Consider the following 13297-nt stretch of genomic DNA (forward strand, 5'->3'; position numbering starts at 1 on the left):
CGAAAGTTTAAAAAGTTGGTTTTTCTTTATATTCTCCAAACACTTCGCGCAATGTCTGTATAATCTCGCCTTCGGTGGCATAAGCCCTTACACATTCAAGAATATACGGTATCATGTTTTTCGTGCCCTGGGCAGCCTGGCGCAGCGCATCAAGGGTGTCGCCAACCAGTAGATTGTTGCGCTGGCGGCGCAGTTTCTGCAACTTGGCCACCTGCCTGCGCTCAATTTCCGGATCAATGGTCAATAGTTCGATATCCAGTTCCTCATTAGGGTCAACAAATTCGTTAACTCCAACCTGAATGCGTTGCCTTTTATCTATGGACCGCTGGTAGTGGTAAGCGGCATCAGCAATTTCCTGCTGAAAGAAATTTTGATCGATAGCTGCCAGAACACCGCCGCGGCGCTCGATTTCCTCAAAATACTTTTCTGCTTCTTCTTCCATTTTATTGGTTAGCGCCTCAATAAAATAGGAACCCGCCAGTGGATCTATAGTATTAGCTACACCTGTTTCGCAAGCTAAAATTTGCTGAGTACGCAGCGCTATTTGCACGGCCTTTTCAGTGGGTAAGGCAAGTACTTCATCCATGGAGTTGGTGTGCAGGGATTGGGTGCCGCCCAGCACAGCGGCCAGAGCTTCGTAAGCGGTACGGACGATATTGTTCTCGGGTTGCTGGGCGGTCAAGCTGCAGCCTGCAGTTTGCGTATGAAAACGTAGTAACCATGACTTGGGATTTTGGGCTCCATATTTCTCCTTCATGCGCCGGGCCCAAATCCGCCGCGCGGCTCGGTATTTGGCAATCTCTTCGAAAAAGTCAATATGTGAATTAAAGAAGAATGATAGCCTGGGGGCAAAGTCATCCACGCTGAGGCCCGCCTCAATGCCGGCTTCCACATAGGCAAAACCGTCAGCCAGTGTAAAAGCCAATTCCTGCACAGCGGTGGAACCGGCCTCCCGGATATGGTAGCCGCTGATGCTTACGGTATTCCATTTGGGTACATGTTTGGCGGCATATTCAAAAATATTGGTGATTAATCGCATGGATGGCTCCGGGGGAAATATCCATGATTTTTGGGCGATATATTCCTTTAAAATGTCGTTTTGAATGGTACCCGTTAACTTTTCCGAAGCTACGCCTTGTTTTTCCCCGGTGGCGATATACAGGCACCAAAGAATGGAGGCCGGTGCGTTGGTGGTCATGGATGTACTGACCTTATCCAGTGGTATACCATTGAATAGTGTTTCCATGTCCTCTAAACTATCTATGGCCACTCCAACCCGGCCTACTTCACCCAGGGAGCGTGGGTGATCACTGTCATAGCCCATGATAGTGGGCATGTCAAAGGCTACACTCAGCCCGGTCTGTCCCTTCTCCAGCAGGTATTTATAGCGCAAGTTGGATTCCTCGGCGGTGGCAAACCCTGCAAACTGGCGCATAGTCCACAGTCGCCCGCGGTACATGTTGGTCTGCACACCCCTGGTATAGGGGTAATTGCCCGGAAAACCCAAATCTTTCATGTAGCCTAAGTTTTGAATATCCTCCGGAGTGTACAAATCCTGGATTGGCATGCCGGATACTGTTTCAAAATTAATATCTCGGTCCTTTTTTTTGTTTCTTTCAGCGAACCATTTATCTCTGGCATCTTTAATTTCATCCATATCAACAAAGCTCCTTTAAAAAGTTATTTAAAAATTTATGGGCTTCGGTGTAGGGGTCGGTTTTGCGCTCTACCATTTGATGTAAAAGATTACTTGCATTGTTATTTTCGTTGAAATAAACCCATAACTTATTGCGCAGTTCTTCCTCCACAAGTTCCATCATTTCAATGCTGAGCCTTTGGCAAACCGCAGCCTGTAGTTCGCCGCTTTGGTCGGTATACTGCAGGTGATGGTTGATTGCTGACCAGAGTTCATTTATGCCCTGTTGATTTACTACGCTTGTTTCCAACACTGGAGGCCGCCAGCCCGTCTGAAACCGGGGGCTCATGTCCAGCATTTGTTCAATGTCGGTAATAATTTTTTTCGTATGGCCCAGGTCAGATTTATTAATTACAAAGATGTCCGCAATTTCCATAATCCCAGCTTTGATGGTCTGAATATGGTCGCCGGCCCCGGGTGTGAGCACCACCAGGGTGGTATCGGCATAATGCATGATATCCAGCTCACTTTGGCCAACTCCGACTGTTTCTATAATGATAATGCTGCAGCCGTAAGCGTCCAGAACTTTGACCACATCCTTGGTGGCCCGTGCCAACCCGCCCAAGCAGCCCCTGGTGCCCATGCTGCGGATAAAAACATTTTTGTCCAGGGCATGTTCCTGCATGCGGATACGATCGCCCAGGAGTGCCCCACCGGATATGGGGGATGTGGGGTCAACGGCAACTACGCCAACTTTGTGACTGTTTTGTCTTGCTTTTTTGATTAGTACATCGGTGAGTGAGCTTTTGCCCGCACCTGGGGAACCCGTAATACCGATAACATGGGCCTGGCCTGTGTGTGGGTAGATCATGCTTAATAACTCTTGTTTACCTGCGCCGTTATTTTCTATTAAGGTGATTATTTTAGCAGCTGTGCGCTTATCCCCCTGAACCAGCTTGCTGACATCCAACATAATTTCACCCGCCTATGCGTCAATATTCAATACCTTCCCTGGCTGTAACTCCCTGATAATAAGGGTGTTTGACCAGGGTTACTTCGCTGACCAGGTCGGCAGCTTCTGTTATTTCCTTGGGGGCATACCTTCCCGTCAAAACCAGTTCCACATGGCATGGTTTGGATTTAATGATTTCCAACACATCACCCGGTTCAATTAAATTAAAGTCCAAAGCGGTGTTGATTTCATCCAGGATAACCAAATCATAATGACCTTCGCTAATTACTTTTCTTGCTGTATTAAGACCCTGAATTGCCAGTTCAATATCCGTCCTGGACGGGTTATCTCTACTAACAAAGGTCTCTAATCCACTTTGCACAATGATAAGATTCGGTAAATATTTTTCCGCTGCTTGAATTTCACCATAATCTTTGCTGCCCTTCATAAATTGCAGCATAAATACCTTGTATCCGTGACCTATGGCCCTTAATGCCAGGCCAAGGGATGCCGTTGTCTTACCTTTGCCGTTTCCTGTATAAACCTGAACCAAACCCTGGTTTAACCTGGGTCGGGACATGTGGCCACCTCCCTCCCTGTAAACTAAGCTTTTAAGAATTAACTTTTGGTAATTTTAATTGCAAAAATTATGCCAATATTCCAATAAGTATTTTTTTTAAACATTTTGTAATTTCCTTTATAATTAAACTTTTGAGGTCACAAAAAACTTGTTGATGATCGTAGACACATGTCAACCAGAACAAAATATCTGATCATAACAAAGACCGCTAGTATTTAGCGGTCCTGGTTATAAAACTTATTTTTGAAAAAAAAATAAAATACCGGACCTACTATAAACATCCATCCGGCAAAAATGCCCCAAATAATAGATTCCGACCTGGGACGACCTATTTTACGGGCGTCAATGCCTACCCAAATACCGGAAACTAGCATAATAATCAAGATAACTGAGTAGAAAAAAATGCCCAGTATTTTTATTTCATGCTCTGTCACGCTACCCCTCCTGTATAATATCCCATCTCGGGCATCTGGCTCCCCAGCGCCCGATAACGTGGTTTTCCTCGTAAATCTCGGCAATTTCACAGTTATTGGGGCAGCCGTCACACTCAAAGCTGCTGGTTCGATAGGTTAGTCCGGCGATGGAAAAACCTTTGAAACCAGTTGTTTTATGTGTACTGGCCAGCTCTTCTTTAGCCAGCAATGCTGCTCCAATGGCACCCATTACATCATGGTGGGGAGGGACTGTAATTTCCATGCCCAGCGCCCTTTCAAAAGCCGCCTTTATACCAATATTGGCGGCCACTCCGCCCTGAAAAATAACCGGGGCCAGTATTTCCTTGCCTTTGCCGATATTATTTAAATAGTTGCGCACCAGCGCTTCGCATAAACCGTTAATAATATCTTGTACTGGATGGCCCATTTGTTGTTTATGGATCATGTCAGATTCGGCGAACACCGTGCAGCGCCCGGCGATACGTACCGGATTACGGGATTTGAAGGCCAGGTCACCGAATTCTGTGATGGGAATGCCCAGTCGGGAGGCCTGTTGGTCCAAAAAAGAACCGGTACCGGCGGCACATACGGTATTCATGGCGAAATCGGTGACAATACCATCCCTAACTATTATTATCTTCGAATCTTGCCCGCCTATTTCAAGAATTGTTTGTACCTGGGGAATAAAATGAGAGGCAGCGACGGCATGTGCGGTAATTTCATTTTTTATAACATCCGCGCCAACCATTACCCCGGCCAGATAACGCCCGCTGCCTGTTGTGCCTACACCGCAAATCTGCATTTGCTCAGGAATTAATTGCAACAGCTGCTGTAAACCGTGCTGGATAGTTTCCACCGGGCGTCCCCTGGTTCGTAAATAAAGGCCGGTAATTACTTTTCCGGCCTGATCTTGTATTACAAGGTTTGTGCTGACGGATCCAACATCTATGCCAAGATAGCCTTGCATAATGTCACTTCCTTGCCGTTATTAGGATTCATAATTAAACTGCTCCTGAGGGTAGCGATATTTTAGCTTGACATTGTTTCTTTAACTTCTGGCGTTTCATAAGGTCCACAAATGCTTCCAGGCGGGTATTCATTCCTGCCTTACCTGTTTGTTCATCTAAGAAAAAGGTGAGTACCGGAATATTATTATCCTTGCTAACTGCAGGTAATATAGTTCGGGCCACTATTTCAGGAATACAGGTGAAGGGGGCTAGCTGGATAACTCCATCAAAATTGCGCTTAGCGTATAATACCGTATGTCCAATGGAATCCCTGCCGTGCCCGCCAATTAATTCAGGCAAGTAGTGTTGGGCGGCATCCTTTACGGTCATGCCTTCCAGTGTCTCTTTCCATGTATTGTCCCTTGTCCAACCTGTTAAAAACATGGAGCGCTCCACTTCAACACCAAGGTTGCCCAGCGTTTCCTCAATCTCCAGGTTGGCGGCCGGTTCCAGCAGCACATATATCTCACCTACAATGCCTACTTTTAAAACCAGTCGCTCATAATCCCGGGGGATTTTGTACAATTCATCAAGTGCCGCTGCTTCGGCTTCAATGATCTCACTGATAGTATTGGCTTGATCAATCCATTCCAGCACCTGTTTGTACTTTTGTGTGGTGGCGCCTTTTTTTAGCTCTCTGGGTCTTACAATATGGATTGCTTTTTCGACATTATCCAAAGCTTGTAATTGTCGCCAGCCTTTTTTAATGCGCTCAATAATGGCCTTAATGGATAATCTGCCGGGGTTTAGTTTATATACATTGCGAATAAAATTTATGGGGTACAAGCGGGGTGGTTCAAATACAATCATTTCTACGGGGTGCCCCAGGTCATGCAATATTTTTTTATGTAATCCGGCGTAAAGCCCGGCCCTGCATGGTCCTACCCCTCCGGAGGTGACCAAAACGTTGGCCCCCTTTTCGATAGTTTCAAGGTAAGTTCCTATCAATATTTTTAAAGGGAAACAGGCAAATTCAGGGGTATGCTGTACACCCAGGTTTAAAGTTTTACGGCTGGGCCGGGGTGGTAATATTACCTCATTGCCCAAATCGTTTAATAACATTTTAAAAGAGCGATAAGATTCACCCATATGGGGGAAGGAAATTTTACGCATTATGGTATGCCCCTTTTTTTCTTTTAACCATATCCACAAAGGCTTCCAATCTGGTACTAATTCCAGCTTCACCGCTGTGCTCGTCAATGGTTAAGCTCATAAAAGGTATGGTGCTTGAGTAGTTATTCAATTGGATAAACCTGTCTACTATAGAGTCCGGTCCGCATCCGAAGGCTGTCAGGTGTATAATACCATCAATGTCTTTTTGTCGGGCAAAATAACGAGTTGCTCGCAGTGTGCGCTCGCTAAATGTCCAAAATAATCGTTTGGCCGATGCATGACGCTGAATCCTCAAGGTAAATGGGGAAAGGTTATCTGAAGTAATAACGTTTACTTTCATTTTACGTAATTTATCCACTATGCCAATGCTGATATACTGGTCGTGAATAATGTAAGGATAGCCAACCACTGCAAATTTTAATTGTCCTTTATTTTCGGGCGGGTAATTTTTTTTACCGTTATAAATGTTATCTATCGCCTCTATTGGCTGTAGACCGCCGCATAATAATTTTTGAAACCTGAACTGATTTATTCCAGCCTTTAAAAAGGCGCGGGTGATGTGCATTGAGGTTTTGCCAAGCATCTCCCCTATCTTATAGTATGCAGAATATAAACTATATTTACGGTCCCGGGCGTCTATGCGCACATCAATGATGGGGGGCATATTGGCTAATCCATAACGAATCATGTCAGGTAATCCTAAAAATTTAGGGCAGTAGACAGTTTTTTTATTTAAACATACGATGCGTGGTATAAATAAATAATCCACCCGGTCAATCAAGGCCATAGCGTGTCCGAAGTAAACTTTAACGGGTACACAAGCATCGGCGAGCGCTTCGCGCACGCCGTTATCTAACAATTGCCTTGTTGTTTTTCCCGAGGTTACCACTTGAAGGCCCAGTTCTTCGAAATAGGTCTTCCATATGGGGTAATATACATAATAAAACAAAGCGCTGGGTATGCCAATACGAAGCACGACGTCTACACTCCCGAACGGTATTGATAATATACATATTATATATTTCTCGCAAATAGAAAAAAATCCTACTAAATGAAAAAAATATAGTAGCAGTTTGAAATTATGCCTCTGCTGAAAAGTAATTATCCTTAATACTTTTGTGGTAAAATGCTTTTAATATAGCAACTAGTTTGGTAAAAGTTGCAAAGTATTAATGATAATCTGTACTGTTACCGGGCTTGATTAATTAAGAAGGAGGCATTTGATTTTTATGGCACTTATAAATTTAAAACCAGCTCACGCTAAGGCTTTGGAAGAATTCGCCCAGGCTGCTCCCGAGGTAATGGCTGATAATGCTTTAGTTGATTTTGACCGCTCCGGCTCTTTTTTTATTGTACCTTTTTTAGGCAATGAATATCGAGTATATTATCCCGGTGGTGATATAGAATACTGTGCTGGGACAGGGGAAGTAAAGATTGACTATAAGGTGGCAATGCTGCACTATCTTACCCATTGTAGCTCCCGTATGGTGGAAAATACCAGGTTGTCCTTTAAGGAGTTACCCAGCGGCTCAATATATATAGGGCCTTTTACCAACCGGGCCATCAAACCATTAGTGTCTATCTTTGCTGATAAAACTGGTAAGCTGGTGGAAGCGGCTGAGAAACTAGGCGGGTGGAAGGATGATATCGGTGATGTGTCCGTAACGGTACCGGTATTTCCTAAAATCCCCATCACTTTTGTTTTGTGGGAAGGGGATGATGAGTTTCCCCCATCGGGTAATGTCTTATTTGACGCTTCGGCACCCAGTCACCTGCACACAGAAGATTATGCTACGTTGCCGGGATTGGCCCTGTGGGAAATGAAAAGAATCGCTCAAATTTAATTTTGGAGGTTATTTATGCCTGAAAAAATAATTGAGAGTGAAAAGGTTTTTACTGGTAGAGTTATAGCCGTGCGCAAGGACAGGATACAATTACCCGATGGCGGTAAGAGTATTCGTGAGGTGGTGAGTTGCGCCGATGCCGTGGCGGTGGTGGCGTTAACAGATGGTGGTGAGGTACTAATGGTTAAACAGTATCGCCATCCTGCGGGTAAAGAGCTTTGGGAAATACCGGCCGGGAAAATAGAGGCGGGTGAGTACCCGCTACACTGTGCTCAAAGGGAACTGGAAGAGGAAACTGGTTACCGGGCTCAAAATTGGCGCCAAGTATATTCTTTTTATACCTCACCCGGGTTTTGCACAGAACAGTTGCATTTATTTCTAGCCAGTGACCTGACTAAATATGATCAAAAACTTGATCAGGATGAATTTATTGAAGTAGAAAAAATACCATTGTCAGAAGCGGTACAAATGGCAGGCAAAGGTAAAATTGTGGACGCCAAAACTATTATTGGGTTACTGGCTGCTGACAGAGATATAGATAAATAAACCGGACATATTTGTCCGGTTTATTTATAAAAAAGAAACTTAACAGTGGACAGGTGTTTGGGAACAACTTAATGTATTCACTTGCTTTACCCATTTTAGCTGTAAATGTGAGATATTTTGCTTGCCAATTGGCTGTAATATACGATTCCGATTTAATTGCTTAAGGGCGCTTATTTATATAATCAGCCAAAGTAATTTTATTCTGATTTATGCTGGCTATTACAGGTCCGGTGAGTGATGTTTCCATTTCGGGATAAAGTATATGGTCCGCAATTCTTAAGTGTCCGTTTTTAATATTTAAAGCTATAATATAGGCTTTTTGATTACCGGATTGGCCGGCATGGACCGACCCGGAGCAGGTTCCCAATATGACTATATTACCCGTGGCCGTTACCTGGGCACCCGGATGAATGTTGCCCAGAACTGTGACATGTCCATCGTATGTAACCGTTTGTCCGGAACGCATGGTGCGCTTTACCAGTAAGGTATCTTCTCCTGGTGTGGCAAACTTTTTAGCTTGAGTGTGATGAACATGTTTTTCTGCCTTGCCGTTTATTTTGCGTTGGGTTGGTGGCCATTGGACCTCCGGGCTGGGAATAAGACCATATGCCCTGCAGATAGACTCTAATTCATTTTTTTCCGCTGGGAAAAGTTGTTTTTCTCGATATAGTGTAAATTGGGCACCGGAAAAGAAACCACTGGAGGATTCCATTTTATTCTTCAGCCCGGTTTTAATGTCTTCAAAATCCCGGTTTGGGTCCAAAAGTATAATTAGACCCTGTTTAGTTCCTTTTATGTCAATCGCTTCCCTCGGCAAATAGATCACTTCCTTTCCAGGATTTGCATATATTATTCGATAAATGTTTTTATATTCCTGCCTATACTTCCATATTAAGTGTTTGGGCGCAAAAAAAATATAGACAGTGATTGTTTATTTAATAGGTTTTTGCAAAAATGTAGTCAATTGTGACGCAGTTATAGCAACTATAGTAATAAAGTATTGTATTTTGAGGGTTAAATACCCTGTTAAAAAATGACTTGTGGTATATGAATTTTATTAAGCAGGAAATAGCGATTCAAGCGCGTATTATTGATTAAGAAAAAAATAATTTTTGAACATTGAGAATATTGCCAAATTGGAAGAGAGCTATTTTATTCTAATGGTGATTTCCTAATGATGATTTCCCTTAACAGCTTATTTTGTTGGTTACTTGAATTTAAATGTAATAAGATAGGAGGTCTTTAAATGAACGTACCCCAGTTTGAAATTGGTAAAATTACCATTGGGCAGCTGGTTGATTTAATGGCTGCTGAGCTTGGAGATAATCTTGCTTTGGCATATCACGAACGTGATATTAAATATAGCTACCGGAAGTTCAGAGATATCTGCATCCAAGTGGCTAAAGGTCTGATGGCTTTGGGTATTGAGAAGGGGGAACATGTATCAATATGGGCCAATAATGTGCAGGAATGGGTGTTGACCCAATTTGGCAGCGCTAAAATAGGTGCTGTTTTGGTTACCGTTAATACTAGTTATCGTGTCTTTGAATTGGAATACTTATTAAAACAATCCGATTCAACCACTATTATTCTTGTTAATGGTGTAAAACAGCCTAATGAGTACTTGAACATTATGTATGAATTATGCCCAGAGCTGAATTCTTGTGCGCCCGGACAGTTAAAGTGTGCCCGGTTACCCAAACTAAAAAATGTTATATATATCGGTGAGGAAAAAATGCCTGGCATGTATAATTGGGCTGACCTTTATGAATTAGGCAAGCAAATTGCTGATGAGGAGTTTGTGAACCGGGAGTCCTCTTTGCATCCTGACGAAGTAATCAATATGCAATACACCTCGGGTACTACAGGCTTTCCAAAAGGTGTAATGCTTACTCACACAAATATCATCGGCAATGCCTTTAGTCAGGCGGAATGCCTTAATTTTACACCGGATGATTGTTTGTGCATTCCGGTACCTTTTTTCCATTGCTTTGGTTGTGTCATGGGTACGATGCTCTGTGTGGTTTCCGGTGCTGCCATGGCACCGGTAGAGTCCTTTAATGCTAAAAATGTGCTTGAAACTGTTGAGCGGAATAGTTGTACGGCATTGCACGGCGTTCCCACTATGTTTATAGCCGAATTGGAAGAGATGGAAAAAAACAAGTATAATACAAACGCATTACGTACCGGTATAATGGCTGGTTCTCCATGTCCAATAGAAGTTATGAAGTCTGTGGTTAATAAAATGGGGGCCAGCGAAATATGCATAACTTATGGACAAACAGAGGCTTCTCCCGGCATTACTATGACCAGGGCCACAGACCCTATACAACTCCGGGTTAGTACGGTGGGTAGGGCATTACCCAATGTGGAAGTTAAGATTGTTGACCCGGAAACCGGTGAAGAACTATTACCAGGGATGCAGGGTGAGCTTTGTACCAGAGGTTATCACGTCATGAAAGGTTATTATAAAATGCCCGAGGCCACCGCACAGACCGTGGACAGAGAAGCCTGGTTGCATACCGGTGATCTGGCTGTGATGGACGAAAACGGTTACTGCAAAATAACAGGCAGGTTAAAAGATATGATTATTCGTGGTGGAGAAAATATTTACCCGCGGGAAATTGAAGAGTTTTTATATACCAACCCCAAAATTAAGGATGTCCAGGTTGTAGGAGTGCCTAGCGAAAGATATGGTGAAGAGGTGGTGGCGTTTGTACAGTTAAAACCTGGTGAAATAGCTGAAGAAGCCGAAATTAAAGAGTTTTGTAATGGCAAAATTGCCCGTCATAAAATACCCGCATTTATTCTGTTTATAGGTGAATATCCTTCAACGGCCAGTGGCAAGATCCAAAAATACAAGTTGCGGGAAATGGTAACTAAAGTTTTGGGCAGGGAAGAGGACGCAAAAATTGAAACGGCCTAAAAACTTATTTTATTGGTCTTGTGAATGTGTTTATTGAAAACATATCAACCAATGTTTACACTGGGCATTAACCATCATTATTACAATATATCTTTGCTCTTATTAACAAATTAAGGAGTGTCTTTATTCGTTGACGATAGCTATTATTCACTAGATAGCCAATAACCTGTTAAGAGCATTTGAAGGCATTTGAACATTAAAAATAAACCATTGAATATATTTTCAGAAAAGTGGCTAAGTTTTTGCAATATACAAAATTGTGAAAAGGGTGCGAGAATTGTGGACAGCATTTTTTCTGTATATAAGAAAATATTATAGCAAAAAAAGGGGGATATTCTATGAGCCAGACACATAATATGGTGGACTATGACAAAACCTATGCAGAGTTTAAATGGGAAGTTCCGGAATATTATAATTTTGCCAGGGACGTACTTGATAAGTGGGCCGAAGACCCGGAAAAATTGGCTATTTGGTGGGTGGACGATAATGATCACGAAGTAAAGAAAACTTTTGCGGAGCTGTGTCAGAGATCCCGTCAACTATGTAATGTTCTGGCCGGCCAGGGTGTTAAACAGGGCGATGTGGTTGTAGTAATCATGCCCAGATTAATTGAATGGTGGGAAATAAATATTGCTTGTTTGCGGATGGGTGCCGTGATCAGCCCAGGTACCACCCAGTTAACCCCCAAAGATTTGAAATATCGGTTTGATTCAGCTGAGGCTGTTTGTATAATCACCGATACTGATAGCGCACCAAAAGTTGATGAAGTGCGCAGCGATTGCCCCACTGTTAAAAGTTTTATTTTAGTTGGGGACAAGAGAGAGGGCTGGACCAACTATGAAGATGCTGTAAGCAGTGCTTCAGACCAGTTTGAAACAGTAAATACTCACAGTAATGATAATGCCATTTTATACTTCACCTCCGGAACCACTGGATATCCCAAAATGACTGTGCATACACATACCAGTTATCCAATTGGTCATATGGTGACAGGAAAATATTGGTTGGATTTAGGGCCTGATGATTTGCACTGGAACCTATCCGATACTGGTTGGGCCAAGGCGGCATGGAGTAGTTTATTTGGACCTTGGAGTTGCGGTGCGGCATTATTTGTGCACCATACTTATAGATTTGACGTGCAAAAAACCTTAACCAATTTGGAAAAATATCCTGTTACCACCATGTGTGGACCACCTACAGCTTATCGGATGTTTGTGCTGGAGGACTTATCAAAATATAGTTTCAAATCATTGCGCCATGTGGTAGCAGCTGGGGAGCCGCTAAACCCGGAAATTATCGAAACTTGGGAAGAGCACACAGGCCTGAAAATCAGAGATGGTTATGGACAAACCGAAAGCGTGTGTATGGTGGGTTCCTTCCCCTGCCTAGAAGTGCGGGCTGGTTCGATGGGCAAGCCCAGCCCTGGTTTTGTAGTTGAGGTCATCGGTGATGATGGAAATATTGTCCCCCGCGGTAAAGAAGGTGATATTGCAGTTAAAGTCAAACCTGTAAGACCGGTGGGCTTGTTTAAAGAATATTGGAAAAACCCGGATAAGACAGCATCATCCTACCGGGATGATTGGTATATCACCGGTGACCGCGCCATTAAGGATGAGGACGGATACCTTTGGTTTGTCGGCCGGGCCGATGACGTTATCCTAGCCTCCGGTTACCGGATCGGTCCTTTCGAAGTGGAAAGTGCCCTTATTGAGCACCCGGCGGTTGCTGAGTCCGCAGTGGTATCTAGCCCCGACGAAGTGAGAGGTGAAGTAGTTAAAGCATTCATAATTCTTGCCCCCGGATACAATGCCTCAGACGATTTGGTCAAAGAATTACAGGACTATGTTAAAAAGGTCACTGCGCCTTATAAATACCCGCGGAAAATTGAGTTTGTTGACAGCTTGCCCAAGACAATCAGCGGTAAGATCAGGCGTATTGAATTGCGTGAAAGAGAATGGGTTGCCTTTAAAAAATAATTATCATAATTTAGGGTGGGTTATTGCCCGCCCTTTTTTTATTTTGGATTTATAACATATCAAAAATATTACAAGCTATGTAATTATGATATGACTTTATTATGTGTTGTGGCGAATATTCAGTGATTGGTAAACACTGAAAAAGACAGAGGGGGTTGATTGCCAAGTCTCTTTTTGTCTATTGATGTAGACATATAAATAATCGTGGATATGCTAATAAGCCTAATGATAATGCTTAAAAGTTTATATATATGCTGTTATGCGTTTACTATAATTAATTGGT

Annotated in this window: 12 protein-coding genes; 4 read left to right on the forward strand and 8 right to left on the reverse strand. The window is 43.0% G+C overall.

The window, feature by feature from the left end; translation table 11 throughout:
* Nucleotides 1–7: 7 nt before the first annotated feature.
* The 7 genes from DESGI_RS09070 to DESGI_RS09100 all read right to left on the reverse strand — a co-directional run bounded on the left by DESGI_RS09070 (nucleotide 8) and on the right by DESGI_RS09100 (nucleotide 6698).
* A complete protein-coding gene (locus DESGI_RS09070) occupies nucleotides 8–1657 on the reverse strand; it encodes an acyl-CoA mutase large subunit family protein (protein WP_006522534.1) in 1650 nt (549 codons plus the stop codon).
* A gap of 1 nt (nucleotide 1658) precedes the next feature.
* Nucleotides 1659–2609: a methylmalonyl Co-A mutase-associated GTPase MeaB gene (gene meaB, locus DESGI_RS09075; protein ID WP_006522535.1), complete on the reverse strand. Its 951-nt coding sequence runs from the start codon at nucleotides 2607–2609 to the stop codon at nucleotides 1659–1661.
* Nucleotides 2610–2628: 19 nt separating this feature from the next.
* On the reverse strand, nucleotides 2629–3168 hold the full coding sequence (gene cobO, locus DESGI_RS09080; protein ID WP_006522536.1) for a cob(I)yrinic acid a,c-diamide adenosyltransferase: 540 nt from the start codon (nucleotides 3166–3168) through the stop codon (nucleotides 2629–2631).
* Between the two features lie 215 nt (nucleotides 3169–3383).
* Nucleotides 3384–3602, reverse strand: coding sequence for a hypothetical protein (locus DESGI_RS09085; RefSeq protein WP_006522537.1), 219 nt, complete (start codon nucleotides 3600–3602; stop codon nucleotides 3384–3386).
* Between the two features lies 1 nt (nucleotide 3603).
* Nucleotides 3604–4569 (reverse strand): acyl-CoA dehydratase activase, encoded by a 966-nt coding sequence (locus DESGI_RS09090; RefSeq protein ID WP_006522538.1) that lies wholly within the window; start codon nucleotides 4567–4569, stop codon nucleotides 3604–3606.
* 34 nt (nucleotides 4570–4603) lie between these two features.
* Entirely contained in the window at nucleotides 4604–5722 is a 1119-nt protein-coding gene (locus DESGI_RS09095; protein WP_006522539.1) for an acyl-CoA dehydratase activase-related protein, read from the reverse strand.
* On the reverse strand, nucleotides 5715–6698 hold the full coding sequence (locus DESGI_RS09100) for an acyl-CoA dehydratase activase-related protein (RefSeq protein WP_006522540.1): 984 nt from the start codon (nucleotides 6696–6698) through the stop codon (nucleotides 5715–5717). The genes DESGI_RS09095 and DESGI_RS09100 overlap by 8 nt, the downstream gene beginning before the upstream one ends.
* Before the next feature lie 253 nt (nucleotides 6699–6951).
* Between DESGI_RS09100 and DESGI_RS09105 the strand changes: the two genes are divergently transcribed.
* Nucleotides 6952–7566 (forward strand): DUF3786 domain-containing protein, encoded by a 615-nt coding sequence (locus DESGI_RS09105; protein ID WP_006522541.1) that lies wholly within the window; start codon nucleotides 6952–6954, stop codon nucleotides 7564–7566.
* A gap of 15 nt (nucleotides 7567–7581) precedes the next feature.
* Entirely contained in the window at nucleotides 7582–8112 is a 531-nt protein-coding gene (locus tag DESGI_RS09110) for an NUDIX domain-containing protein (protein ID WP_006522542.1), read from the forward strand.
* Nucleotides 8113–8272: 160 nt separating this feature from the next.
* Here the strand turns inward: DESGI_RS09110 and minC are convergent, their stop codons facing one another.
* The gene (gene minC / locus DESGI_RS09115) at nucleotides 8273–8929 is read right to left on the reverse strand and encodes a septum site-determining protein MinC (RefSeq protein ID WP_006522543.1); all 657 of its coding nucleotides are present in this window, start codon (nucleotides 8927–8929) and stop codon (nucleotides 8273–8275) included.
* Between the two features lie 429 nt (nucleotides 8930–9358).
* Here minC and DESGI_RS09120 point away from each other — a divergent pair, with 429 nt between their 5' ends.
* Together DESGI_RS09120 and DESGI_RS09125 are read left to right on the forward strand one after the other, a co-directional pair.
* Nucleotides 9359–11038, forward strand: coding sequence for an AMP-binding protein (locus tag DESGI_RS09120; protein WP_006522544.1), 1680 nt, complete (start codon nucleotides 9359–9361; stop codon nucleotides 11036–11038).
* Between the two features lie 338 nt (nucleotides 11039–11376).
* Entirely contained in the window at nucleotides 11377–13014 is a 1638-nt protein-coding gene (locus tag DESGI_RS09125; RefSeq protein WP_006522545.1) for an AMP-binding protein, read from the forward strand.
* Nucleotides 13015–13297: the final 283 nt, after the last annotated feature.

It is taken from the genome of Desulfoscipio gibsoniae DSM 7213, assembly GCF_000233715.2.
GTDB classification, from domain to species: domain Bacteria; phylum Bacillota; class Desulfotomaculia; order Desulfotomaculales; family Desulfallaceae; genus Sporotomaculum; species Sporotomaculum gibsoniae.